Origin of the sequence: Pseudomonas sp. SJZ103 (assembly GCF_007828335.1) — a bacterium.
In the GTDB taxonomy this organism is placed as follows: domain Bacteria; phylum Pseudomonadota; class Gammaproteobacteria; order Pseudomonadales; family Pseudomonadaceae; genus Aquipseudomonas.
Genome location: NZ_VIUN01000007.1, coordinates 245,863 through 271,603, shown reverse-complemented (window position 1 = coordinate 271,603; position 25,741 = coordinate 245,863). Strand labels below are relative to the sequence as shown.

The following is a 25,741-nucleotide window of genomic DNA, read 5'->3' as shown; positions in this document are numbered from 1 at the left end:
AAAACCATGACTGCCCAACGCCCAACCCCTTACGCCCTCAACGGCGACCAGTTCATCGACGGCACCTGGCACACTGGTCGTTCCTCAGCACAGCTGGACGATCGCAATCCTTTCAACGGCGAGACATTGCTCGAAATGCCCCTGGCCAGCATTGCCGACCTCGACGCGGCCTACGCAGCAGCACAACGCGCGCAAACCCCGTGGGCGCAGTTGCATCCAACCGCACGCGGCGCCCAGCTGGAAAAGCTCGTTCACATCATCCAGCAACGCAGCGAAGAGATCATCGACTGGCTGATTCGCGAGTCCGGCAGTACCCGTATCAAAGCGACCATGGAATGGCAATTCACCCTCAACCTGGTGCGTGAATGCATTGCGCTGCCCATGCAGGTGGAGGGGCGCATCCTGAGTAGCTACAAGCCCGGCGAGCAAAGCTTCGTGTTCCGTGAGCCGCTCGGGGTGATTGGGGTCATCAGCCCCTGGAACTTCCCCCTGTACTTGAGCATGCGTTCGGTGGTTCCGGCGTTGGCACTGGGCAATACCGTGGTCCTTAAACCGGCCAGCGACACGGCCGTGACCGGCGGCCTGCTGATTGCGCACCTGTTCGAAGAAGCGGGTTTTCCCGAGGGCACGCTCAATGTAGTAGTCGGCGCCGGCTCGGAAATCGGCGATGCCTTTGTGGGGCACCCCGTTCCCAGCCTGATCTCATTTACCGGGTCTACCGATGTCGGGCGCAATGTCGGGCGCATCGCCACCGGCGGCCAGCACATCAAGCGAGTCGCCCTGGAGCTTGGCGGCAACGCGCCGCTGGTGGTGCTCGATGATGCGGATATCGACCTTGCCGCGCATGCAGCAGTGGTCGGACGCTTCCTGCATCAGGGCCAGATCTGCATGAGCGTCAACCGGGTGATTGTGGACCGCTCGCTCTACGCCGACTTCACCGCGTTGGTGGTGGAACGCGTGCGCAACTTGAAAACCGGCAACCCGAACCTCGCCGATACCGTGATTGGCCCGGTGATCAACCGCAGCCAGTTGGACGGCTTGCTGCGCAAGGTCAATGCCGCCGACAGCGCGGGCCTGAAGAAACTGCACGGTGGTCCGGCGTCCGGGCTGGTGCTGCCGCCCCATGTATACGGGGATGTCCCTTTCGACCACGAACTGGCGCACGATGAAACCTTCGGGCCCTTGCTGCCAATATTGATCGCCGACAATGAGGCACATGCCCTGACCCTGGCCAACGCCAGCGAATATGGGCTGTCCAGCGCCGTGTTCAGTAAAGATATGGCCCGCGCTCTGAACTTTTCCCGTGGCATCGTGGCTGGGATGACGCACATTAACGACATCACTGTGGACGACCAGCCCAATGCCCCGTTCGGTGGCGAAAAGAACTCGGGGCTGGGACGCTTCAACGGTCACTATGCCCTGGACGAATTCACCCGTGCGCACTGGGTGACCTGGCAAGCCGGGAGCCACCACTACCCCTTCTAGGAGACAGGGTGGGCCAACCCGGTGTGGCCCACCCCATAACAATAAAAAGAGGCGAACCATGAGCAATCTAGCCTGCGTTTCTACCGATCAAGTGATGCGCTCCGACCGCCTGATGAAGTGGAAGGAGTTTATGAGTGACAACCTCGGCCGCACGCCGGAGTACATCAAGCGCCTCGAGTCCACCTACATCGAACCCTTGCACGATGCCGACTTCCAGGGCCGCCTGGAATACGGCGATCTTGGAAAACTGCGTTTTTGCCGCATGACCGCCAGCGCGCACCGCTACTCCCGTCACCTGAGCAAAGCAGTCGAGGCGCCCGATACGTCACGCATGTTGATTCTGCAAACCGCCGGCGTCAGTCATTTCCAGCAAGGCAAGCACAGCAACGCCCTGGCGCCCGACGAGTTGCTGGTGGTTGACTGCGCCCAGCCATTCAACGTCAGCAGCCCCCAAGGCTGTGAGCACTTCATCCTGTTGTTCAACGAAGGCGCCGGGCAGGCACTGGACGCTGACGACCTGCATATCAGCGCACGCAACGGGCTTGGGCGGATGTTGATGCACCTGATCGTTGACGCCTACAGCCAATACCCGCTGCTGAACAGCCAGTCGGCGGCGCTGGTCGGCGACAGTATCGTCGGGCTTTTGAACAATGCGCTGGGCAACAAGCAGGAAGAGAAGAAGCTCGAACACGACTTCCGTCACTACAAGCAGAACCGCCTCAAGCGCTATATCGAACTTCACCTGGCCGACCGCGACCTGAGCATCGAGCGCATCGCGTTTGCCGAACACTGTTCCGTGCGCAGTCTGCATCGGGCATTCCAGGACGAATTCGGTTGCAGTGTCAGCGAGTACATCTGGCAACGCCGCGTGGCGCGCTGCGCGCAAGACCTACGCAACCGTGACCTCAGCCATCGCTCGCTCACCGACATTGCTTACGCCTGGGGCTATGGCAGCAGCGCTCACTTCAGTCGCCATTTCAAGGCAGCATTCGGCATGCCGCCCAGGCTCTACCGTGAAACGGCCAGCGCCGCCCATTGAGCCAGATCGCGTTTCCCTAGGGAGCAACGCTGTGAGGCCCGAGCGCATAGCCCGCCAGAAAGGTATCCAGCGCACGGCTTACGGCTGCTCGCATTTTGCCGTTCCATCGGCCTGGGCCTGGAAGACATCGCACTGGCCAACGCCCTCTGACAGCTATGAGCCACGCGGACTTCATCATCATCGGCGCCGGCATTGCCGGTGCCGCACCCATGACTTTTTTGCACAACGCTCCTGTGTTTTTGAGCGTTTTGCTCTTATTTATGCGTGCCTATACTCGGTCCAGCCTCTCGGTGCACCCGAGGGGGTCAGTCCCCACAACAATAATTAAGGACACCGACCATGACCCAGTCCTTCCTGGCTGCCCGGGATTTTCTGCTCGCGCACCGCACCGACTACGCCACCGCCGCCCGCGACTTCCGCTGGCCGCAACTGGACGCCTTCAACTGGGCCCTGGATTACTTCGATGCCATGGCCGAGGGCAATGCCGCCGACGCGCTGTGGATCGTCGAAGAGGACGGCAGCGAGCAGCGCTACAGCTTCCAGCAACTGGCCGCGCGCTCCAACCAGGTCGCCAACCACCTGCGCGCCCTCGGTGTGCGGCGTGGCGAGCGCGTACTGCTGATGCTCGGTAACGATGTGGCGCTGTGGGAAACCATGCTGGCGGCCTTCAAGCTCGGCGCCGTGGTGATCCCCGCCACCGCCCTGCTCAACCCCGTTGACCTGCACGACCGCATCGAGCGGGGCCAGGTACGCCACCTGGTGGTCGGCGAGGCGCATGTCGGCAAGTTCGAGGGCCTGGGTGAGGGTTGCAGCCGCATTTGTGTGGGGGCGGCGCCTACTGGCTGGGTCGCGCACAGCGCCGCTTTCGAATACCCCGAGCGGTTCGAGGCCGAAGGTCGTACCTTGGCCACGGACCCGATGCTGCTGTATTTCACCTCCGGTACCACTTCAAAACCGAAAATGGTGCTGCACAGCCACCAGAGCTACCCGGTCGGCCATCTGTCTACGATGTACTGGATCGGCCTGCAACCCGGCGACCTGCACCTGAACATCTCCTCGCCGGGCTGGGCCAAGCATGCCTGGAGCTGCCTGTTCGCGCCGTGGAATGCCGGCGCCTGCATCTTTATCCATAACGTCGCGCGGTTCAGTGCCCAGGCGTTGCTCGGCGCGCTGGAGCAGTACCGGGTGACCAGTCTGTGCGCCCCGCCCACGGTGTGGCGCATGCTGATCCAGGAAGACCTGGCCAGCTACAAACCGCGCCTGAACCTGCGCGAACTGGTGGGTGCCGGTGAGCCGCTGAATCCGGAGATCATCGAGCAGATCCAACAGGCCTGGGGCCTGCCGCTGCGCGACGGCTTCGGCCAGTCGGAAACCACCGCCCTGGTCGGCAACACGCCGGGCCAGTTGCTCAAGCCAGGGTCCATGGGCCGCCCGTTGCCGGGCTACCAGGTGGCCCTGCTGGACGCCGACGGCGTGCCGGGCACCGAGGGTGAAGTCGCCCTGCCCCTTGAGGTGCGCCCACTGGGCCTGATGCTCGGCTACGAAGACAGCCCGGAGAAAACCGCCGAGGTAATGCGCGACGGTTACTACCGCACCGGCGACACCGCGCAGATCGACGCCGACGGCTACATCACCTTTGTCGGGCGCGCCGACGATGTGTTCAAGGCTTCCGACTACCGTATCAGCCCCTTCGAACTGGAGAGCGCACTGATCGAACACCCGGCGGTGATGGAGGTGGCCGTGGTGCCCAGCCCCGATCCGTTGCGCCTGGCGGTGCCCAAGGCGTTCCTGATCCTGGCCCACGACGCCCCTGGCAACGCCGAGCTGGCGCGGCACATTCTCGCCTTCGCCCGCGAGCACCTGGCGCCCTACAAGCGGGTGCGGCGGATCGAGTTTGTCAGTGAGTTGCCCAAGACCATTTCCGGGAAAATCCGCCGGGTTGAGTTGCGGCAGATGGAGGTGGTGCGGCGCCAGAGCGACACACGGGGTGAACAGGAGCACTTCGAAGAAGATTTCAGCTAAAAAAAACCCGGTGACGCAGGTCACCGGGCAAAACGAAGCGACCAGCTTCAGTAACGCGGTTTGACGGTCTTCCAATCCGGTTGATAACGCTGCATCTGCTTCACGTCGTCGCGCTGGCGAATGCCGCAGGTAAGGTACTGGTCATGCAGCTTGCCCAGTTGATCATGGTCCAGTTCCAGGCCCAGCCCCGGTGCGCGGGTAATCTTCACGCAGCCGTCGACGATCGGCAGTTTGCCGCCCTTGATCACTTCTTCGTCCGGTTCTTGCCACGGGTAGTGAGTGTCGCAGGCATAGTCGAGGTTGGGCACCGACGCGGCCACGTGGGCCATGGCCATCAGGCTGATGCCCAAGTGTGAGTTGGAGTGCATCGACACGCCCAGGCCAAAGGTCTGGCACATCTTCGCCAATACCTGGGTGTCGCGCAGGCCGCCCCAGTAGTGATGGTCGGCGAGTACGATCTGCACGCTGTTCAGGGCCACGCTGCGGCGGAACTCGTCAAAATCGGTGACCACCATGTTGGTCGCCAGGGGCAAGCCGGTGCGTGTGTGCAACTCGGCCATGCCTTCCAGGCCGGGGGTCGGGTCTTCGTAATACTGCAGGTCGTCGCCGAGCAGTTCGGCCATGCGGATCGAGGTTTCCAGGGACCAGTTGCCATTGGGGTCGATGCGCAGCGGCACGCCCGGGAAGGCCTTTTTCAAGGCCTTGATGCACGCCACTTCATGTTCAGGATCCAGCGCACCGGCCTTGAGCTTGATGCTTTTGAAGCCATAGGTTTCGATCATCCGCCGCGCCTGGGCGACGATCTGTACTTCGTTGAGGGCTTCGCCCCAGCTGTCGGGTTTATAGGGCGAGTCGATGTGCTCGGCGTACTTGAAGAACAGGTAGGCGCTGAACGGGATCTGGTCGCGGATCGCGCCGCCCAGCAGGTCCACCAGCGGCACATTCAATGAGTGCGCCTGCAGGTCGAGAAACGCCACCTCAAACGCCGAATAGGCATTGCTCACCGCCTTGCTCGCATGGGAACCGGGGGCCAGTTCGGCGCCGGCAATGCTCACAGGTTTGTGCGCCGCCACGGTGGCCTGCACGATGGCGCGCAGTTGGTTGAGGTTGAACGGATCGAGGCCGATCAGTTGGTCCTTGACCTGTTGCTGGATCGCCAGCGCCGGGGCATCGCCGTAGCTTTCGCCAAGGCCGATGTAGCCGGTGTCGCTCTCTATTTCGATGATCGAGCGCAGGGCAAAGGCTTCGTGGATACCGCTGGCGTTGAGCAGCGGCGGGTCGCGAAAGGCGATGGGGGTGACGGTGACTCGGACGATTTTCAAGAGGCGGCTCCCTGTGGGCCTGGACGCAAGGCGTGATGATGATTAGTCGGTTTGGAGGTGGGGGGCACACCGGGCCGTGGTGCGGTGCGCGCAAAAAACACCACCACCGCGGCCACCAGCGAGGTCGCGGCCAGGCCGTAGAGCCCGCCTTCAATCGAGCCGGTGGTCTGCTCCAGCAGGCCGAAGGTGGTGGGTGCAACAAACCCGCCGAGGTTGCCGACTGAGTTGATCAAGGCGATGACCGCCGCCGCGATGCGCGCATCCAGGTAACCCTGGGGGATCGGCCAGAACAGCGCGGAGGCAGCCTTGAAGCCAATCGCGGCAAAACAGATGGCGACAAACGCAAACACCGGCCCGCCCATGGTGGACATGAACATGCCGACGGCGGCGATCACGAGCATCAGCGCCACCCACGCCTGCTGGTGTTTCCACTTGCTTGCCAGGGCGGCGAACCCATACATGGCGACGATGGAAATCAACCACGGAATCGAGTTGAACAACCCCACCTGGAAGTCGCCCAGGTTGCCCATTTTCTTGATCATGCTCGGCAGCCAGAACGTGGCGCCGTAGATGGTCAGGGCAATGGAAAAGTAGATAAAGCAGAACAGCGCGATCTGCTTGTCGGCCAGCAGCTTGAACATCGACGGCCGCACGCTCTGGGTGGCTTCGCGGGCCGTTTGCTCAAGCGCGATGGCCGTCACCAGCGCGTGTTTTTCTTCGTCGCTGAGCCACTTGGCCTGATGGGGGTGAGACTGCAACCAGAACCACACAAACCCGCACAACACGACGGAGGCAAAGCCCTCGATCAGGAACATCCACTGCCAGCCATGCAGGCTCAAGCCGCTGACGTTGAGCAACGCCCCCGACACCGGCCCGGAAATCACCGAAGCGATGGCCGAACCGCTGAGGAAAATCGCCATCGCCTTGCCGCGCTCGGCGGCCGGCAGCCATTGAGTGAAGTAGTAGATGATGCCGGGAAAAAAACCGGCTTCGGCCGCGCCAAGCACGAAGCGCAGGATATAGAAACTGGTCTCGCCTTTGACAAAGGCCATGGCCATCGCGGCCGCGCCCCAGGTGAACATGATGCGCGTCAACCAGGCCCGTGCGCCGTAGCGCTGCAGCAGCAGGTTGGACGGCACTTCGAAGATCGCGTAACCGATGAAAAACAGCCCGGCCCCCAAGCCATAGGCGGCGGCGCCAATGCCCAGGTCGGTCTCCAAATGGCTGCGCACAAAGCCGATATTGACCCGGTCGATGTAATTGACGATGAACATCACCACGAACAACGGCAGTACATGGCGCTTGACCTTGGCGGCTGCTCGGGCAAGCACGCGCGGGTCGGGCGAATTCTGGACGGTATCCAAGGGCAACTCCCAATCATTGTTTTTTTAGGGACGCTCCGATGATGGACGCCGGGGATTGTTCCCGTCTAATCTAACTTGGCATTCGATTGATACCTGGATTAGATCAATGTTCGAACTGACGCAACTGCGCTGCTTCACCACCGTAGCCACCGAGCTGAATTTTCGCCGCGCCGCTGAACGCCTGAACATGACCCAGCCGCCCCTCAGCCGGCAGATCCAATTACTGGAACATCACCTCGGCGTGGAGCTGTTTACCCGCACCACCCGCAGCGTTGCGCTCACTGCCGCGGGGCGGGCGTTTTTTATCGAGGCCCAGAACCTGCTGGAACGGGCCCAGCAGGCGGCCGTAACCGCACGGCGCTTTGCCGAGGGCGATATCGGCACGGTGAATATCAGCTTCGTCGGCAGCGCGGTGTATGAGTTTTTGCCCAGGGTCATTGCCGAGGCACGGCTCAAGCAGCCCCAGGTCAGGATCGACCTCTCGGAGATGAACACCTACCAGCAATACGAAGCCCTGCGTGCACGCCGCATCGACCTTGGCATCGTCCGCGCGCCCCTGCTGGAGCCCGGTTATGCCACCGAGTGCCTGGTGCGCGAGCCTTTCGTGCTGGCGGTGCCGAGCAGCCATCGACTGGCCAGCGCCGACAACGTCAGTGTCCACGACCTCGACGCCCAGCCCTTCCTGATGTACGCCCATTCGGCCTACCCGCCATTCAACGAACTGCTCACCGGCCTGCTGCGCTCGGCCCGTGTCGCCCCCGAATATGTGCAGTGGCTGGGCTCGTCCCTGACCATCCTGGCCCTGGTCAACGCCGGCATGGGCTTGGCGTTGGTACCGCGTTGCGCCAGCAGCGTGGTGTTCAAGAACGTGGTGTTTCGCGATATCGACCTGGGCGAAGGCGCACAGAGTGAACTGCACTTGATCTGGCGCGAGAACAATGACAACCCGGCATTCGCGATGTTGCTGGAGGGGATTCGCAGTGCGGTGCGTGACGGGTGGGCGGACTAATGGAACAGGCCTCGTCGAAATCAAAGCCTTGCTGCAATCCATCCATCGCCACCAAACAACTGTGGGAGGGGGCTTGCTCCCGATAGCGGAGTGTCAGTCACTGTAGAGGTCGACTGACCCACCGCCGTCGGAGCAGGCCGCCCTCGCCTCACGCCACTTTGAAACGATTGACCAGATCCTGCTGGTGCTCGGCCAGGCGCGCCAGTTCCTGGCTGGTGATTGCGGTTTGCTCGGCGCCGGCACTGACTTGGATGACCAGGTCGTTGATCTCGTTGACGTTACGGTTGATGTCTTCTGAAACCGCGCTCTGCTCTTCAGCCGCCGAAGCAATCTGCAGGTTGCGATCACTGATGCTGGCCACACCTTCGGCGATTTCCAACAGCAACTCACCCGCACGTTCGACCTTGCGCGCGCCGTCCTGGGCCTTGCCCAAGGTCTCCTGCATGGACGAGCTCGCGCGATCGGAACCACTTTGCAGGTTGCTGATCATCTGCTGAATGTTCCCCGTGGACTCCTGGGTCTTCTGCGCAAGTACCCGCACCTCGGAGGCCACCACGGCAAATCCGCGCCCATGATCCCCGGCCCGCGCCGCTTCGATGGCCGCGTTCAAGGCCAGCAGGTTGGTTTGCTCGGCAATGCCACGAATGACGTCCAGCACGGAGGAAATCCCATCGCTTTCCTGTTTGAGTTCATCAATGATCAGCGCCGTGTCCTCGGCCTGCCCCGAGAGCTGGCGGATCAGGGTGATGGTGCCTTCGATCTCGGTGCGCCCTTGGGTGGTGCTGGTATTGACCCGTTGCGACAGTTGCGCCGCATCGTTGGTGCTGTGCGCCACCTCGCGCACGGTGGCGCTCATTTGGTTGATCGCCGTGGCCACCAGCTCGGTGCTTTGACGCTGTTGCTCGACGCTCTGGCTGGTCTGCATCGTCACGGCCGAGGACTCCTCAGCCGCCGTTGCAACCTGTGCGGTGGCGTTGCCGATTTCCTGCACCACGCCACTGATTTCTTGCGCCATGCGGTTGAGGTTGCGCGAGATCTGACCGAACTCGTCTTTGCTCTCATAGGTCGCCCGCGCGGTGAGATCGCGTGCTGCCAGGTCGTTGAGCACGCGGTTCAGGTCGCGCACCGCCGAATCGATCATGCGGATGATCAGCCAGGACAATACCGCCACTGCCAACAGGGCCACGATCACTGCGCCGACAGTCAGCCACAGGGCGCGGCGGGCGTCATCCCGCTCGTGCATCGCCAGGCTGCTGACACTCTGGCCCAAGGCTTCCTCGACTTGGCTCATCAGGTCAATGCGCTGGGTGGAGGTTTCAAACCAGGCTTCGGGTTTGATCCCCAGGGCCTGGCCCATCGGCACCTCAAACGCCAGGCGCTGCAACTTGCCGACCTCGACGGCGGCAGGTTGCTGCATTTGCGTATCGAACTGCGCCAGCGAGGCCGCGGGCGCCTTGCGCCGGAACGCATCGTAGTAGGCGCCGAACTCGCCCAGGTTGCGGCTGAAGCGCGACAACAGCGCCTCATCGAAATGCCCTTGGCTGAAGACCAGGCCCAGCACCACGCGCTCGCGCCCGGCCCGCTCTTTCATCTCGATAAATTGATTCAGTGCCCCCAGCGCGTAGACGATGGTCGCGTTGTTGACGCTCGCTTCCAGGGAATGGGTGTAACCGGTCAGCACTTGAATGATCTCGGTATAACGCGCGCCGGATTCGGTGCTGTTGATGCTCAGTTTATCGACCTGCCCACGCATGGCCGGCAGCTGGTCCAGGGCCCGCAGGACGTCGTCCAGGTTCGCACTGCCGGAGGTGGACAAACCGCGCACCACCTCGACGGCTGCGCTGGAGTCCCTGCGCATCTGCACCATCCGATCACCCATGGACTTGCCGCCGCTGCCCAGGAACACGCCACTGGCACCGCGCTCGCGCTGCAACGTAGTAATCAGTTGGCTCAACTTCTGGGCGGTGGCGCTGGCCATCACCGTGGTGTTCATGTCACGCAGCGTTTTGTAGTTGTCCACCACAAACACGCCGGCCAGGGTCAGGAACCCGAGCATGGGCAGCAGCAGTATCAACAACAGTTTCAGACGCAGCGGAGCGTTCTTAAGCATTTCCCTAAAGCCTCATGTCCATGGATCAGACTGGCGCCTGTCACGCCAAGATAGTGGCGCCATAATATCACCCATGAAAACGGCGCTACCGCTCTCGGACGGCCATCTGGAGCCAATAGGGGTTTGTACTGACCCAGATCAATAAACGATCACACATCAATCGGGTTCGGGTCCCTATGTTGATCGGCCACCTCAATTGACTGACTCAATCCTCTTGAATACTTGCCTGATCCTCCGAATGTTCGGTTTTTTCGTAGATGGCCCTTGTGCCCTGATCTAGAGTTCGACAATGGGCGCCCATCGCCTTTCTTATAAGAACCACGCCATACCAACCGATGATCAGCAGGTGAGTCAGCCATGGAATTACGCATCAACCAAAAGGCCTATCAGGTCGACGCCGACGCGGACACGCCGTTGCTGTGGGTGATCCGCGATGACCTGGGGCTGACCGGCACCAAGTATGGCTGCGGCCTGGCCCAATGCGGCGCGTGCTCGGTGCTGGTGGACGGCAATGTCGTGCGTTCGTGCGTCACGCCGGTGGCCGGGGTGGTCGGGCGTGAAATCACCACCATCGAGGCCATCGAAGCCGATGAAGTCGGCAAGCGGGTGGTCAGTGCCTGGGTCGAGCATCAGGTGGCGCAATGCGGTTACTGCCAGTCCGGGCAGGTGATGGCGGCCACCGCGCTGCTCAAGCACACCCCCGCGCCCACCAATGCGCAGATCGACGCGGCCATGGTCAACCTGTGCCGCTGCGGCACCTACAACGCCATCCACGCCGCCATGCATGACCTGGCCGCCGGGAAGGAGAGCGCCTGATGAACACGCCATCCGTCATCCCTGGCATCACCCTGGGCGAGCCGATCAACCTGTCGCGTCGACGCTTCCTGGCCAGTACGGCCGTGGGTGCGCTGGTCATCGGTTTCGGCCTGCCGCTGGGCTCGGCGCGGGTACAGGCCGCCAGTGCCGCAGAACGCGGCACCCAGGTGCCCGCGTTCCTGGAGATTCGCCCGGACGGTACGGTGCGCCTGCTCAGCCCCTTTATGGAAGGCGGCCAAGGCACCCATACCGCCATGGCGCAGATCGTCGGCGAAGAACTGGATGCCGACCCCGCAACCTTTATCGTCGAAGCCGCGCCACCCGGTGAGGCCTACGTGGTGATGGACAACGGCATGCGCATCACCGGCGGCAGCATGTCGGTGCGCATGAGCTACCCGGTCATGCGCCGCCTGGGCGCCCTCGCCCGCGCCATGCTGTTGCAGGCCGGTGCCGAGCAGCTCGGTGTGCCGGTGGCCCAACTGACCACCCAACCCGGCCGTGTGGTCCACGCCGCGTCCGGCCGCTCCCTGGGTTACGGCGAGTTGGCCGGCCGTGCGCTGGACATGCCGGTGCCCGACCCGGCCAGCATCACTCTGCGCGACCCGAGCCAGTTCCGCTGGATCGGCAAGCCGGTCAAGCGCCTGGATGCCTATGACAAATCCACCGGCAAGGCGCAGTACAGCATCGACATGAAGGTCGACGGCATGCTCCACGCCGCCGTGCAGCACGCGCCGCGCCTGGGCATGACCGTGGGCAGCCTGCGTAACCAATCGCACGTCGAAGCCATGAAAGGCGTGCACTCGGTGCATATGCTGCCCGGTGCGGTGGCCGTGGTGGCCGAACGCTGGTGGCACGCCAAGCGTGCGGTGGAGGCGATCCAGGTCGACTGGCAGGAACCGACGGCCGACTCAACAGTGCGCGGTATGCCTGCGGATTTCTCCAGCGACGGCTTTCGCGATTTTCTCGCGGCCCAGCAAGGTCCGGCCCGTGACGACGAGAACGAAGGCGATGTGGCCGGCGCGTTGAAAAACGCCAAGACCCAGGTCGAGGCCACCTACCACAACCAATACCTCAACCATGCCCAGCTGGAACCACCGTCAGCCCTGGCGCGCTTCAACCCCGACGGTTCGCTGGAGATCTGGCTGCCCAACCAGGCGCCCGATATGTTCCGCGCCGACATCGCCAAGCGCGCCGGGCTCGACCCCGCGCAGGTGACCCTGCACTCGCCGCTGCTGGGCGGTTTTTTTGGCCGGCACTTCCTGTATGACTCGGCCAGCCCTTACCCGCAAGCCATTGCATTGGCCAAGGCGGTGGGCCGTCCGATCAAGCTGATCTGGAGCCGTGAGGAAGAGTTCCTGCGCGACGTGTTGCGCCCGGTCGCCGTGGTCAAGTTCCGCGCCGCACTGGACGCCGACGGCCTGCCGGTGGCGATCGAAGCGGTGAGCGCCACCGAAGGCCCTACCGAGGCCATCGCCGGCAAGCAGGGCGAAAAACTCGACCCCACCGCCCTTGAAGGCCTGTCGGGCAAGAGCTACGCCATCCCCAACAAACGCATCGCGCAGATCTACGTCAAGGGCCCGGCCATGCTCGGTTACTGGCGTTCGGTGGGCAATTCGCTGAATGACTTCTTCTACGAAGCGTTCCTCGATGAGCTGGCGGACAAAGGCAGCCGCGATCCCTATGAGCTGCGCCTGCACCTGCTGCGTGACAACCCACGGCTGACCACCCTGCTCAAGGCCGTGGGCGAGTTGTCCGGTGGCTGGAAGCGTGGCCCCTACACCGCCGAAGACGGCACCCGGCGCGCCCGTGGCGTGGCCATGGCCTCGCCGTTTGGCTCCCACGCGGCGGTGATCGCCGAAGTCTCGCTTGAAAACGGCCAGGTCAGGGTCCACCACATCTGGGAAGCCATCGACCCCGGCAGCATCGTCAACCCGGCGATTGTGCAAGCCCAGGTCAATGGCGCGGTGGCCCTGGGCTTATCGCAAACCCTGTTGGAGGAAGCGGTGTACGTGGACGGTAAGCCACGGGCGCGCAACTACGACCTTTACCCAATCCTGCCGCCCTCACGGATGGCGCAGGTGCACGTAAAGATCGTCGAGAGTGGCGAGAAGATGGGCGGCATCGGTGAGCCTCCGCTCCCCGCTGTGGCGCCGGCCGTGGTCAATGCGGTAGCGCAGTTGACCGGCCAGCGTGTTCGCAGCCTGCCATTAAGCCGACACACCTTCAGCTAACCGAGCGAGACCGCCCATGAACAACCGTCGATTCGCAAGAACCGCAGGCTGGCTGGTGCTGCCCTGCCTGGTCGCCGCCGGCGTGCTGGCCTGGTATGTCACCCGCCAGCCCGCCACCCCGTTTGAGCAGGAACAGGCCGCCAGCGTCGACCCCGCACAGGTCAGTCGCGGCGAGTATGTCGCCCGCCTCAGCGACTGCGTTGCCTGCCACAGCCTGCCTGGCAAGGCGCCGTTCGCGGGAGGCCTGGAAATGGCCACGCCGCTGGGCGCCATTCACGCCACCAACATCACCCCGGACCGCACCCACGGTATCGGCACCTACAGCCTCGCCGACTTCGACCGTGCAGTGCGCCACGGCGTCGCACCGGGCGGGCGCCGGCTCTATCCGGCGATGCCCTACCCGTCTTACGCCAAGCTCAGCGACGACGATATACGCGCGATGTATGCGTTCTTCATGAAAGGCATACAACCGGCCAACGAGCCCAACATCCCCAGCGACATTCCCTGGCCGCTCAATCTGCGCTGGCCCATCGCCCTGTGGAACGGCCTCTTCGCGCCGACCGCCACTTACGCGGCCAAACCCAACCAGGACGCGCTGTGGAACCGTGGCGCCTACATCGTCCAAGGCCCTGGCCACTGCGGCAGCTGCCACACGCCGCGCGGCCTGGCCTTCAACGAAAAAGCCCTGGACGAGTCCGGCAAGCCGTTCCTCGCCGGCGCCCTGCTTGACGGCTGGTACGCTCCGAGTCTGCGCCAGGACCCGAACACCGGTCTGGGGCGCTGGAGCGAGGCGCAGATCGTGCAGTTCCTCAAGACCGGGCGCAATGCCCACGCGGTGGTCTACGGCTCGATGACCGAAGCCTTCAACAACTCCACGCAGTTCATGGCCGACGACGACCTGGCCGCCATCGCCCGTTACCTCAAGTCACTGCCCGGCGACCCACAGCGTGACGGCCCAGCCTGGCAGTACGCGGCCGCCGACACACGCCAGGACGCCCCCGGCGCCCACACCTACGCGACCCGCTGCGCCTCCTGCCATGGCCTTGACGGCAAGGGCCAACCCGAATGGATGCCACCCCTGGCCGGCGCCACCTCGGCATTGGCCAAGGAAAGCGCCTCGGCGATCAACATCACCCTCAACGGCTCACAACGGGTAGTGGCCGCCGGCGTCCCGGACGCCTACCGCATGCCGGCGTTTCGTGAGCAACTGTCCGACGCGGAAATCGCCCAGGTACTGACCTACGTGCGCAGCACCTGGGGCAACCACGGTGATGCGGTCGATGCCAAGGCCGTCGGCAAGCTGCGCGGGCATACCGACCCGGCCAGCAGCAGTCCGATTATTTTGCATATGCGTTGAAGGTAGCGTCCCGACCTTTTCCCCGGCGTGGGCAGTGAAATGAGCATGCCGGGGAATAAGGGTTGATGTGAACAAACTTAGTATTGATCCGGCCCCGCGAACGTTGATCTGTCCGATTACTCGCCTATTCAAGCTCGCCTCTTCCGACAATCAAAACAGAATCCTTCTACGTAACGGATTAACCATTACGCACGGAAATATGTTGGCAACCTCAGCAAGATCGAGACCCAACTGACCGAGCGGAACATGGCAAATTCACACTACCGCTATTTATGGCTGGCCATCTTCCTGACTGACGGTTCCTTCAACCGCTTTTTCATACATATAAAGTATGCATAATGAAGATGTTCAGGATTCAATACGATGAGGCAAAAAACATCGCCAATCAGCAGAAGCACAAGGGCATAAGCCTGGCGGACGCAGAACCGGTGTTCAACGATGAGATCGCCCTGACGATACAAGACCACGATCACGATGAAGAGCGCTGGGTGACCATGGGCACTGACGCGAGGGGACGAATTTTGGTAGTGACATACACTTACCGCGATCCGAATTTCGTACGCGTTATCAGCGCCAGGCTCGCATCAAAAAATGAACGGCGCCGTTATCTGGAGGCTTGAACAATGAAAGACGAATACGATTTCACCCACAGCAAACGCGGTGCTGTCGCCAGCAACAAGGGCAAGACCCGCATCACCATCATGCTTGACGATGCGGTAATCGATGCCGCCCGTGAACGCGCAGAAAGCGCCGGTACGGGCTATCAAACCGTGATCAACAATCTGTTGCGTCAGGCGTTGATTTCGCAACAAGCACACAATCTGGCGCCCGCCCCAAAGAAGCGGGCTAAAACCCTGCAAGTTATCAACAATGGCATTAGCCTTTCTGAGGTTGAAGCACTGGAACAACAACTCATCGCTGTCGCTGGCGAGTTGAATCGCGTGCTGGGCACAGCCAAACCGGCCGATTGACCAAGGCTTTCTGAGACCTGCCCCAACTCCCGCTTGAGTGGCTAACGGTCCAGCGCCCCATCCCAGCGGGCAATGAACAGGGTGGCCACGCCGTTGCCGATCACATTGATCAGTGCGCCGCCTTCGGAGATAAACCGGTAGACGCCCAGTACCAGCACCAAGCCTGCTGCCGGTATCACATAGATCGAGCCGAGGGTGCGGCCCGCACCCCGAACTAATTTGAACGAACCCCCACGTTTATCCATCAACACTGAAGGACCTATCAGACACGAGAACGGCTTGTGTCGCTCCTACGCGAGCTACGACCCCGGCGGCCTTGATCAGGCCCCTGCACTCTTCGCTCGCACATGACGACCTTGGGGTGAAGGCCATGGCAGCAAACATGCGTGAAGCGTCGAAACAAACCGACTGGGAAGCAGAGCTGGCCAGGAACACCGAGCTGTTCTACGAGGCAGACCGCCTGGAAACGCAGGCCTACGCCATCATTGGCAGCAGCCTGGCTGATGCCGGCGCGTGGTTGCGTTTTACCGAGGCAAAACAGGTGGCGGACGCTAAGCGCACCGAGGCCTATCAGGACCTGATGCGCATTCGTCGCGATATGGAAGCTGAACGCTCCGACTGAGGTGGCCGACTTGGGCTACGGTCGTCGCGCAGCCGCGTAGAGTACGCCAAGGGTGGCCTTTGCATGGGTCTTCAGAGTGCCTCAGGCAGAAAAAACCTCCGCGCACCCTGTGTTGTTGTTTTGTGCCGGACCGGCTGCTGTCGAACAAGCTGCGCCTGAACCTGGGCGACGGCATCCAGCACCCGCTGTGCCCAGTTCTCGTCCTGGGGGTCCACCACTACCACGCGAAAACCATGGTCATGGCCTTCACTGCGCACGCCTTCGGAGTCATCCACATGCAGGTCGATGTCGAAGGCCGGCGGGAATTTAGAGGGTGCGTTCGACAGGCCGTGCGCCGTCAGCGCATGGTTGTGCAGCACGCTGTTGACCACGCCGTCGACGCGGATGCCGTAGAGCATCAGCCAGCGGCGGATATAGGACGGCGTGCGACCGGACGAGGTGTAGACCCAGATGCTGCAGCCCTGGCGGCGTAGTTCGCGGGTCAGGGACCGTGTGCCGATCCGCAAGGGCTCACCCAGCCAACGGTGCACGCAGGCCGGCAGCCGGCTCGGCTCGACGTCGCAGTGGTGGAGCTGGCAAGCCAACGTGTCGTCGATATCGAACGAAATGCGGATGCGCGGCCGCTTGACCAGCTGCATCGGGAGCACGCGCTGGAGCGCCTGCCCTGCCCTGGCTAACAGGGAATAACCGCTCATCAATGGCCCCCTTGATAGACGGGCAAGGACTGATCTTTAAGAAAAAACTTCATCGGATCCGGCGCCTGTTCTTCCAGGAAGGCGGCGTATTTTTTCTTGATCTTGGGCAATTCGTACAACGCCTTGACTCCATGTTTGGCTGAGTTGCGGATGACCGACGAGGGGTTGAAATAGCCCTCGGCGTTCTCCAGCGTCAGCACGAACGGCGGCAAGCCTGCACGCATCAGCAAATAGCTGACGATCAGGGAGCCACTGCGGTTGTTGCCTTCAATGAACAACTGCGGCTTGCTGAGGATGCGTACATACACCCCGGCTGCACGCTTCCAGACTGATTCACTGCGGTACGCGCAGTACCAGTTGTACAAGTCCTTGATGCCGCCCTCGACGTTGTTGAAGAAGTGTTCCTCGGTCGCCGCCAGGTGCTGGGCGTATTCCAGGCGGCGCGCCGGGTCGCTGCCACAGAGTACGGTGGCGTTGATCTCCAGCATCAGGTTCAGTTGCTGAAGGTCAAACAGGTCGACGCCCCGCGCCACATAGTCATCAATCAGCGCGTAGCCTTCAAGCACGTTGTGCAGCACTTCGTCGGTCAACGGATCGCGCGGCTCGGTAAAGTCCCGGCTGAGCTCGGCAAAGCGCTGTTGCACCTCACGCAGTGCGCGTTCAATCGCGGGCAAATCAAGGCGTCGTGTTGCAGGCATTGGCATTCCCATAAGCAGTTGAAAATACGGGAGCATCCGAGCTCCCGCAGGGGCATCAGCTGAACTTGCCGCTGATGTAGTCCCCGGTCATTTGTTCACGCGGGTTCTCGAAGATCTGCGCCGTCGGGCCCATCTCCACCAGGTAGCCGGTGCGCGTGCCCTGGGAAATATCCACCGAGAAAAACGCCGTGGTGTCGGCCACACGGATCGCCTGCTGCATGTTGTGGGTCACCAGGGCGATGGTGTAGTCCTTCTTCAGCTCGACCATCAATTCCTCGACCCGGCGCGTGGCGATCGGGTCAAGCGCCGAGCAGGGTTCATCGAGCAACAGCACTTCCGGCTCGGTGGCGATGGCGCGGGCGATGCACAGGCGTTGCTGCTGGCCACCAGACAGCGACAGGCCGCTGACCTTGAGCTTGTCCTTGACCTCATCCCACAGCGCAGCGCCTTGCAGGGCGTGCTTGACGCGGTCGCCCAGGTCGCCTTTGTAGCGGTTCAGGCGCAGGCCGAAAGCGACGTTGTCGAAGATGCTCATCGAGAACGGGTTCGGCTGCTGGAACACCATGCCGATATAGCGGCGCACGACCACCGGGTCCACGCCCTTGCCATAGACGTCCTGGCCGAGGAAGTGCACATGGCCCTCGAAACGGAAGCCCTTGACCAGGTCGTTCATGCGGTTGAGGCTACGCAGCACGGTACTTTTACCGCAGCCGGAAGGCCCGATGAAGCCGGTGATCTTGTTCTTTTCGATCGGCACATGGCTGCCACGCACGGCCATGAAGTTGCCGTAGAAGATCTTGTCCAGCTTGCAGTCCATGACCACAGGCGCCTGGGTGACAAACGGAGCGGCTATTTGCGCAGTTGATACGTTCAAGATTCAGATGCTCCCGTTTTCAATACTTTGGCTTGCCGAAGATACGGCTCACGATATTCACGACCAGCACGATCATTACCAGTACCAGCGACGCCGCCCATGCGAGTTCAAGCTGGTTGTCGAAGGGCATGCCGGAGAAGTTGTAGATGAGCACGGCCAGCGAGGCCGTCGGGTTCATCACCGCCAGGCTGCCGTCGTGGTAGATCCAGTAGTTGCTGAACAGCGCGGTAAACAACAGCGGCGCGGTTTCGCCTGCGGCGCGGGCCACGGCGAGCATCACGCCGGTGAGGATTGCCGGCAGGCCGGTGGGCAGGACGATTTTCCAGATCACCTGGGAGCGGGTGCAGCCCATGCCGTAGGCGGCGTCCTTCATGATCTTGGGCACCATGCGCATCGACTCTTCAGCCGTCAGCACCACGATCGGCAGCATCAATACCGCCAGCGCCACACCACCGGCCGGGGCCGAGTAGGTGCCGGTGGTCATCACCACCAGGGCGTAGGCGAATACACCCGCCAGGATGGAAGGCAGGCCAGTGAGCATCTTCGCGGCAAAACGCGCGGCGTTCGCCAGCTTGCTGTCCGGCCCCAGTTCGGCGAGGAAGATCGCCGCCATGATGCCGACCGGCACGGCGATGGCAGCGGCAATGCCGACCATCACGAAGGTACCGGCCATCGCGTTGCCGAAACCGCCGCCGGTCTCGAAACCGGTGGGTGGCAGCTCGGTGAACACTTCAAGGCTCAGGCGCGCACCGCCGCGGGTGATGAGCATGTAGAGCACGGAAATCAGCGGTACGCTGGCCAGCAGCGCGCCCGCCCAGACCAGGGTGGTCAACACCAGGCTGCGCAGGGCACGGCCTTCGAACCGGCGCTGCAGGCTGGGCAGTGCGCCTGCGGGGGACGTCAGGTCGGTTGCAGCAGTGAGATCAGTCATCACTTATTACCCCGTTGGGCGTACATCATGATCATGGAGCCGAAGATGTTCACGATCAGCGTGATCAACATCAGCACCAGTGCGGCGTACATCAATACTTCGATCTCGTTCGGCCCGGCTTCAGGGAAGTTCAGCGCCAGCAAGGCTGCCAGGGTGTTGGCCGGTGCGAACAGCGACAGCGAGATGTTGTTGGCGTTGCCCACCAGCATGGCCAGGGCCATGGTTTCACCGAGTGCGCGGCCCAGGCCCAGCACCAGGGAACCGAAGATGCCGGTGGCGGCGGACGGCACCATCACCTTGAGAATCGCCTCCCAGTGGGTGGTACCCATGCCGTAGGCGGCTTGCTTGGTTTTCATCGGCACGGCGGTGAGCGCATCCTGCGACACGGCGGCGATAGTCGGCAGAATCATGATGGCCAGTACCAGCGCCGCCGGGAGCAACCCCGGGCCGCTCAGGGACGTGCCGAAAAAGGGGATCCAGCCAAGTTCAGTGTTCAACCATGCGGTCAACGGCCGAATCGCCGGGATGACCACGTAAATGCCCCAGAGGCCGTAAACGACGCTGGGGATGGCCGCGAGCAGTTCGACGATGGTACGAAACACCGCCGCCAGCTTCGCCGGCAAAAAATCCTGGGTGAGAAAAATCGCCATGCTGACGCCGAAGACGCCTGCGATCAGCAACGCGATAAAAGCACTGTAGAGCGTGCCCCAGATGGCCGGCAGAATGCCGTACTTGCCTTGGTTGACATCCCAGACGCTGCCGAGCAGCACGTCAAACCCGTGCTTTTCCATGCCTGGCAGGGCCTTGCGGCCGACTTCGAACACCAGGGCAAACACCAACGCCAGCACCAGAACCACGCCTATTCGCGCAAGCGCACGGAAGGTGCGGTCAACCAGGAAATCCTTCGTAGAAGGTGGCTGGCAGGCAGAATCCGGGTTACCCGGTACGACAAACGGTGAGTTCATTGGCTAATTCCGGAACAGGGGGGTAACTCTCCCGGCAAGGCTGACAGCACCCGCCGAGAGAGGCCTCACGAGCGTTACTGGATGTTGGCAGACGCTTTGCGAACCTGATCGACCACCGATGGCGGCAGCGGGATATAGCCCATCGAGTCGGCGATTTTCTGACCTTCGGTCAGGCTGTACTCGACCATTTCACGCATGGCCTTGGCCTTGGCCGGGTTGCCGTTGTCCTTGCGGAAGATCATCCAGGTGTAGGAGGTGATCGGGTAGGACTTGGCACCGTCCGGATCCGGCAGCCAGGCCACCAGGCTTTCCGGCATCTTCACCGCCGCCAGTGCTTCGGCACCGCTTTCGGCGTTAGGTACCACGTACTTGCCAGCCTTGTTTTGCAACTGGGCAAAGTCAACCTTGGCCAGCTTGGCGAAGCCGTATTCGATGTAGCCAATCGCGCCTGGGGTCTGGCGTACGGTGGCGGTCACACCATCGTTCTTCGGCGATTTGATGAATTTGTCGCTGGCTGGCCAGTTGACGGTGTTGCCTTCACCCAAGTCCTTCTGGAACTGTGGGTTGATGGCCGACAAGTGCTTGGTGAACACTGCAGTGGTACCGCTGGAGTCTGCACGCACGACCACGGTGATCGGCATATCCGGCAGTTTCAGGCCAGGGTTGGCGGCGACGATCTGCGGATCGTTCCACTTGGTGACCTTGCCCAGGAAGATGTTGGAGTACACATCGCGTGGCAGCTTAAGTTCTTTAGGATTGCCTGGCAGGTTGAACGCCAGCACGATTTCGCCTGCGGTCATCGGCAGCAACTGCACGCCTTCGGCGACCTTGGCGATGTCTTCATCTTTCATGGCCGAGTCACTGGCGGCGAAGTCCACGGTTTTGTTCAGGAAGTCCTGTACACCCGCGCCACTGCCTTTGGACTGGTAGTCAACCGTGACGCCTTCGGTCTTCTTGCTGAAATCCTTGAACCAGGTGAGGTAGATCGGCGCCGGGAAGCTGGCGCCAGAACCTGTCAGACGGACGTTCTCGGCAGCAAATACCGAGGTGGCACTTAGAGAAACCGCAACGGCGAGTGCAGCAGACTTCATCAGACGTTTCATTCAGGGAAATCCTTGTGATTACGGGCTCCCGGCACTTTGCAGCAGCTTTGTTACGCTTTTATGAAAATTGAGTGGCAAACCGCTATTTCTTCCCGCCTTTCCGCCACTGCCATGCATTTCGATGTAATTGGTTGGTAACAAAATGCGACTAAGACTTTGCCATCTCCCCCCCACGACGCGAGTGCCTCCCATGTCTGCAGTAGACGACGCCTTGATCCAGCGCATCCACCGAGAGCTGCTGGATCACAGTGACGAAGAGCTGGAACTGGAATTGTCCGAAGACGGGCACGACCTGAATGCGCTGTTCGATGAGCACGTCGAGGAAAGCCCGGAAAAGGCCGCGCGCAGGATTTATTTCAGCGAGCTGTTTCGCCTGCAAGGCGAACTGGTGAAGCTACAAAGCTGGGTGGTCAAGACCGGCGCCAAAGTGGTGATCCTGTTCGAGGGCCGCGATGCCGCCGGCAAAGGCGGTGTGATCAAGCGCATTACCCAGCGCCTCAACCCGCGGGTCTGCCGCGTCGCCGCCCTGCCCGCCCCCAACGACCGCGAACAGACGCAGTGGTACTTCCAGCGTTATGTCTCGCACCTGCCGGCCGCCGGTGAAATCGTGCTGTTCGACCGCAGCTGGTACAACCGCGCCGGCGTCGAACAAGTCATGGGCTTTTGCAACGAAGACCAGTACGAAGAGTTCTTCCGCACCGTGCCGGAGTTCGAACGCATGCTCGCCCGCTCCGGCATCCAGTTGATCAAGTACTGGTTCTCCATTTCCGACCAGGAACAGCACCTGCGCTTTCTCAGCCGCATTCATGACCCGCTCAAGCAATGGAAACTCAGCCCCATGGACCTGGAGTCGCGTCGGCGCTGGGAGGCTTATACCAAGGCCAAGGAAGTCATGCTCGAGCGCACCCACATCGCCGAAGCGCCATGGTGGGTGGTGCAGGCCGATGATAAAAAGAAAGCCCGACTCAACTGCATCCACCACCTGCTCGGGCAGATGCCTTATGAGGAAGTGGAACTGCCGGTGATCGAGCTGCCGCAACGGGTCAGGCAGGAGGACTACTCGCGCAGCCCGACGCCGGTGGAAATCATCGTGCCGCAGGTCTATTAACGCAGGACGCAATAGATTCCGCAGTGGTGAGCGGGCTTGCCCGCTCACTACAAGGGTCCATTCGTCATAACGTTTACGCTTACGGCGCCGGCTCCACATCCTTGAACACCAGCCCTTGGCTATCGCTGACCTGCCATGGATTGGCACCGCCGGTCTGGCTGAAGACCACGTGGTCGAAGCGTGAGTCTTTCAGTCCATCAATACGCGCCTTGGCTGCGCCGCGAAAGCGCACACGCTCGAACACCAGGCCCTGATGGTAGGCGTTGTGCAAGGCATCACCCTTGACCTCGATCGCCGCCCCTTGGGCATTCTCGACGCTCACGTCGCTCACCCGAATGTCCTTGAACTGCCCCGCTATCGTTGAGCGCTGATAGTCGAGCTTGGCGTTCGGGTCGTTGTAGTCGAGGGTAAAAATGAACGCCTGCTTGACGGTGTTGCGGATCGCCGAGTCGCGGAATGTCACGTTGCGCGCGCCGCCGCCCATGAAGTTGGTGCTCTTCATGCGCAACCCGGCATCGGTGCCGTCCGACACGTTGTCTTCGGCCAGGATGTTCTGGATCCAGGCGCCGGTATGGCTGCCGGCGACCACCATGCCATGGCCCTTGCGGAAGTAGTTGTTGAAGATCCACGCATCTTCCTGCGGCGGCTGATGCACGGCATCGGCACCGGTGCCGGCAGCGAAGTTCACGCAGTCATCACCGGTGTCGAAGAAGTTGTTGAACACCATCGCCCCCTTGCTGTTGGCGAACTCGATGCCGTCGCCGTTGTTGGCGTCGTAGGTCTTGTGGGTGGTGTTGGCCAGCACCACGTTCTCGGTCTCCAGGTTCATGATGCCGTGGAACGCCGGGTTCACCACGGTGAAGCCGCCGTAGAACACGTTCTGCACATTGCGCAGGGTGATCAGCGAGGAGCGCATCTGCCCGTAGGCATCCTTGACGTTCATGCCGCGCGCCACGGCCTGTTCCACCTGCGCCTTGGCGAGGATGCCGTCCTGGGCATAGCGGGTATTGTCGCTGGGCAGGTAGAACGGCAGTGCCTGGCCACGTTCGTCGACGACATCGGCGTTGCGCTTCCAGCCATTGCCGTCGAGGGTGCCCTTGCCGACGATGCGGATGTTTTCGAATGACTGGTGCCGGCGCGGGTCGCGGGGCAACGCGTTGATCAGCGAGGCCGGGCGCACGGTGGTGGAATACGGGTACTGGATGTAGCCGGCCAACGGGTAATCTTCAGCGCGCTCGGAGCCGAGCAAGGTCGCGCCTTCGGCGATCTCCAGGGTCATGTTGCTCTTGAGGTAGAGCGCGCCGCTTTTGTAGGTGCCTTGAGGCAGCAAGACTTTGCAACCGACGCTGCAGGCATCGATGGCGTTCTGTATAGCCTGGGTATCGAGATGGCTGCCATCGCCTTTGGCGCCGTATTTTTTCACGTCAAATACCGCCGCAACCTGGGTGGTGCGCTGCAGCACCGGGGCGCTGTCGGCGGACTCTTTGCCGTTGCCATCCACGGAGCGCACGGTGAAGCGGTACGCGGTGTCGGGCTTCAGGCCCTGGGCGGTGAAGCTGTGAATGCCGATGCGATGGTGGAAGTTGGCGGTGTCTTGCCGATAAAACCGGTCGATGTAGGGTTTGGCCGGTGACACCTGGTCATTGTTGGCATTGGCGCTGCCCAGCAGCGTGCCATTGGCGTAGACCCGGTAATCCTTGATGTCGGCGTGATCGGCAGGCTTTTCCCACACCAGGATGATTTGCCGGTCATCAAAGGCCAGCGTCGGTACTTGCAGTTTTGACGGGGCTTGCAGCGCCCATGACAGCGGGCTGCAACCGAGGACCACAAGGGCCAGCGCGCAACGCACCGGTCTTTTTTTCGAGGGTTGATACGGCATGTTGTTCTCCTTGTTTTTGCCGGTATTCACACCGAGGGGCGCTACATCTGCCGCACGGATTCTTCGAGGTAGTTGATAAGGCGGTTGTAGGAGCGGGCAAGCCCGCTCCTACAAGGGGCTTACTGGGCGCCCAGCGCCTTGATCAGCACGTCCAATTGCTCCACTTCTTCAGGCAACAAGTCGGTCAACGGCGCACGCACGGGGCCGGCGTCGTGGCCGACCAGGCGTGCACCGGCCTTGACGATACTCACGCCATAACCTTCGCAGCGGTTGCGGATCGCCAGGTACGGCAGGAAGAAATCATCGATCAAGCGGCCCACGGTGGCGTGGTCGTCGGCGGCCACCGCGCGGTAGAAATCCATCGCGGTTTTCGGGATGAAGTTGAACACCGCCGAGGAATACACCGGCACGCCCAGGGCCTTGTAGGCCGCGGCATAGACTTCGGCGGTCGGCAGCCCGCCGAGGTAGGTCAGGCGGTCGCCGAGGCGGCGACGGATCGACACCATGGATTCGACTTCACCGATGCCGTCCTTGAAACCGATCAGGTTCGGGCAGCGCTCGGCCAACTGTTCCAGGCTGTCGGCGTTGAGACGGCACAGGTTGCGGTTGTACACCACCACGCCGAAATCCACCGAGTTGCACACCTGCTCAACATGGGCCACCAGGCCTTTCTGGCTGGCTTCGGTGAGGTAGTGAGGCATCAGCAGAATACCGGCGGCACCGAGGCGCTCGGCCTCCTGGGCGTAGGCGATGGCCTGGCGTGTAGGGCCCCCTGCCCCGGCGAGGATGGGCACCTGGCCTTTGCAGGTGTCCACGGCAGTCTTGATGATCTGCGTGTACTCCTTGGCTTCCAGGGAGAAGAATTCCCCGGTGCCCCCCGCCGCGAACAACGCGCTGGCGCCGTAGGGTGCCAGCCACTCCAGGCGGCGGGCATAGGTGGCGGCACGGAAGTCACCGGCCGCGTCAAAGTCGGTAACCGGGAAAGAGAGCAAGCCGGAAGACAGGACTGTTTTTAGTTCTTGTGGCGTCATGTTCGCAAACCTCAAATCGAAAAATAAAGGGGATACCTAAAGAAGTACGTCATCGTACAACTGTAGAGGAACGTTAGCTAGTCTCTAAGCGCTTTTGTTTGCGCCATTA

The 25,741-nt window shown here is 61.9% G+C and carries 22 protein-coding genes and 1 pseudogene; 11 read left to right on the top strand and 12 right to left on the bottom strand.

The window, feature by feature from the left end; translation table 11 throughout:
* The first annotated feature begins 6 nt into the window (after window positions 1-6).
* From FBY10_RS17700 to FBY10_RS17690, 3 genes are all read left to right on the top strand, one after another.
* Window positions 7-1,485, top strand: coding sequence for an aldehyde dehydrogenase family protein (locus FBY10_RS17700; RefSeq protein WP_131698814.1), 1,479 nt, complete (start codon window positions 7-9; stop codon window positions 1,483-1,485).
* Between the two features lie 58 nt (window positions 1,486-1,543).
* Entirely contained in the window at window positions 1,544-2,524 is a 981-nt protein-coding gene (locus FBY10_RS17695) for a helix-turn-helix domain-containing protein (protein ID WP_145337188.1), read from the top strand.
* Between the two features lie 339 nt (window positions 2,525-2,863).
* Complete coding sequence (locus FBY10_RS17690; protein WP_131698816.1) at window positions 2,864-4,546, top strand: AMP-binding protein; 1,683 nt, start codon at window positions 2,864-2,866, stop codon at window positions 4,544-4,546.
* 47 nt (window positions 4,547-4,593) lie between these two features.
* On the opposite strand, the gene FBY10_RS17685 is transcribed toward FBY10_RS17690, so the two are convergent.
* Together FBY10_RS17685 and FBY10_RS17680 are read right to left on the bottom strand one after the other, a co-directional pair.
* Window positions 4,594-5,868 (bottom strand): glucarate dehydratase family protein, encoded by a 1,275-nt coding sequence (locus FBY10_RS17685; protein WP_131698817.1) that lies wholly within the window; start codon window positions 5,866-5,868, stop codon window positions 4,594-4,596.
* Window positions 5,865-7,232, bottom strand: a complete 1,368-nt coding sequence (locus tag FBY10_RS17680) for an MFS transporter (RefSeq protein WP_131698818.1) — start codon at window positions 7,230-7,232, stop codon at window positions 5,865-5,867. The genes FBY10_RS17685 and FBY10_RS17680 overlap by 4 nt, the downstream gene beginning before the upstream one ends.
* A 106-nt stretch (window positions 7,233-7,338) precedes the next feature.
* Between FBY10_RS17680 and FBY10_RS17675 the strand changes: the two genes are divergently transcribed.
* A complete protein-coding gene (locus tag FBY10_RS17675; protein WP_145337187.1) occupies window positions 7,339-8,241 on the top strand; it encodes a LysR family transcriptional regulator in 903 nt (300 codons plus the stop codon).
* Window positions 8,242-8,389: 148 nt separating this feature from the next.
* Here FBY10_RS17675 and FBY10_RS17670 read toward each other — a convergent pair whose 3' ends face one another.
* Window positions 8,390-10,219 (bottom strand): methyl-accepting chemotaxis protein, encoded by a 1,830-nt coding sequence (locus tag FBY10_RS17670; protein ID WP_371920980.1) that lies wholly within the window; start codon window positions 10,217-10,219, stop codon window positions 8,390-8,392.
* Between the two features lie 489 nt (window positions 10,220-10,708).
* On the opposite strand from FBY10_RS17670, the gene FBY10_RS17665 reads away from it, so the two are divergent.
* The 5 genes from FBY10_RS17665 (at window position 10,709) to FBY10_RS17645 (ending at window position 15,726) form a co-directional block, all read left to right on the top strand.
* Window positions 10,709-11,167, top strand: a complete 459-nt coding sequence (locus FBY10_RS17665; RefSeq protein WP_090402472.1) for a (2Fe-2S)-binding protein — start codon at window positions 10,709-10,711, stop codon at window positions 11,165-11,167.
* On the top strand, window positions 11,167-13,398 hold the full coding sequence (locus FBY10_RS17660) for a molybdopterin cofactor-binding domain-containing protein (protein WP_145337185.1): 2,232 nt from the start codon (window positions 11,167-11,169) through the stop codon (window positions 13,396-13,398). Before FBY10_RS17665 ends, FBY10_RS17660 begins: the two co-directional genes overlap by 1 nt.
* Window positions 13,399-13,414: 16 nt before the next feature.
* The gene (locus FBY10_RS17655) at window positions 13,415-14,755 is read left to right on the top strand and encodes a cytochrome c (RefSeq protein ID WP_145337184.1); all 1,341 of its coding nucleotides are present in this window, start codon (window positions 13,415-13,417) and stop codon (window positions 14,753-14,755) included.
* A 338-nt stretch (window positions 14,756-15,093) separates the two neighbouring features.
* Window positions 15,094-15,375, top strand: coding sequence for a BrnT family toxin (locus FBY10_RS17650; protein WP_131698822.1), 282 nt, complete (start codon window positions 15,094-15,096; stop codon window positions 15,373-15,375).
* A gap of 3 nt (window positions 15,376-15,378) precedes the next feature.
* Window positions 15,379-15,726 carry a BrnA antitoxin family protein gene (locus tag FBY10_RS17645; RefSeq protein ID WP_027603523.1) on the top strand — a complete coding sequence of 116 codons (348 nt, stop codon included), beginning with the start codon at window positions 15,379-15,381 and terminating at the stop codon, window positions 15,724-15,726.
* Window positions 15,727-15,767: 41 nt separating this feature from the next.
* Here the strand turns inward: FBY10_RS17645 and FBY10_RS17640 are convergent.
* Window positions 15,768-15,926: pseudogene (locus FBY10_RS17640) on the bottom strand (C4-dicarboxylate transporter DctA); the annotation flags it as partial.
* A gap of 170 nt (window positions 15,927-16,096) precedes the next feature.
* On the opposite strand from FBY10_RS17640, the gene FBY10_RS17635 reads away from it, so the two are divergent.
* Window positions 16,097-16,348 (top strand): hypothetical protein, encoded by a 252-nt coding sequence (locus tag FBY10_RS17635; protein ID WP_145337183.1) that lies wholly within the window; start codon window positions 16,097-16,099, stop codon window positions 16,346-16,348.
* 71 nt (window positions 16,349-16,419) lie between these two features.
* On the opposite strand, the gene FBY10_RS17630 is transcribed toward FBY10_RS17635, so the two are convergent.
* The 6 genes from FBY10_RS17630 to pstS form a co-directional block, all read right to left on the bottom strand.
* Window positions 16,420-17,043 carry a hypothetical protein gene (locus FBY10_RS17630; RefSeq protein ID WP_131698824.1) on the bottom strand — a complete coding sequence of 208 codons (624 nt, stop codon included), beginning with the start codon at window positions 17,041-17,043 and terminating at the stop codon, window positions 16,420-16,422.
* A complete protein-coding gene (locus FBY10_RS17625) occupies window positions 17,043-17,741 on the bottom strand; it encodes a hypothetical protein (protein WP_131698825.1) in 699 nt (232 codons plus the stop codon). Before FBY10_RS17625 ends, FBY10_RS17630 begins: the two co-directional genes overlap by 1 nt.
* A 55-nt stretch (window positions 17,742-17,796) precedes the next feature.
* Window positions 17,797-18,558: a phosphate ABC transporter ATP-binding protein PstB gene (pstB, locus tag FBY10_RS17620; RefSeq protein WP_218571040.1), complete on the bottom strand. Its 762-nt coding sequence runs from the start codon at window positions 18,556-18,558 to the stop codon at window positions 17,797-17,799.
* Window positions 18,559-18,634: 76 nt separating this feature from the next.
* On the bottom strand, window positions 18,635-19,546 hold the full coding sequence (gene pstA, locus FBY10_RS17615; protein WP_131698826.1) for a phosphate ABC transporter permease PstA: 912 nt from the start codon (window positions 19,544-19,546) through the stop codon (window positions 18,635-18,637).
* Window positions 19,546-20,511, bottom strand: coding sequence for a phosphate ABC transporter permease subunit PstC (gene pstC, locus FBY10_RS17610; protein ID WP_145337181.1), 966 nt, complete (start codon window positions 20,509-20,511; stop codon window positions 19,546-19,548). The genes pstA and pstC overlap by 1 nt, the downstream gene beginning before the upstream one ends.
* A gap of 74 nt (window positions 20,512-20,585) precedes the next feature.
* The gene (gene pstS / locus FBY10_RS17605; protein ID WP_145337180.1) at window positions 20,586-21,614 is read right to left on the bottom strand and encodes a phosphate ABC transporter substrate-binding protein PstS; all 1,029 of its coding nucleotides are present in this window, start codon (window positions 21,612-21,614) and stop codon (window positions 20,586-20,588) included.
* 190 nt (window positions 21,615-21,804) lie between these two features.
* On the opposite strand from pstS, the gene ppk2 reads away from it, so the two are divergent.
* Window positions 21,805-22,722, top strand: a complete 918-nt coding sequence (gene ppk2 / locus FBY10_RS17600; RefSeq protein ID WP_131698828.1) for a polyphosphate kinase 2 — start codon at window positions 21,805-21,807, stop codon at window positions 22,720-22,722.
* A gap of 79 nt (window positions 22,723-22,801) precedes the next feature.
* On the opposite strand, the gene FBY10_RS17595 is transcribed toward ppk2, so the two are convergent.
* Window positions 22,802-24,601 carry a glycosyl hydrolase family 28 protein gene (locus FBY10_RS17595; RefSeq protein WP_145337179.1) on the bottom strand — a complete coding sequence of 600 codons (1,800 nt, stop codon included), beginning with the start codon at window positions 24,599-24,601 and terminating at the stop codon, window positions 22,802-22,804.
* Window positions 24,602-24,720: 119 nt separating this feature from the next.
* Window positions 24,721-25,632 (bottom strand): 5-dehydro-4-deoxyglucarate dehydratase, encoded by a 912-nt coding sequence (kdgD, locus tag FBY10_RS17590; RefSeq protein ID WP_145337178.1) that lies wholly within the window; start codon window positions 25,630-25,632, stop codon window positions 24,721-24,723.
* Between the last annotated feature and the right edge of the window lie 109 nt (window positions 25,633-25,741).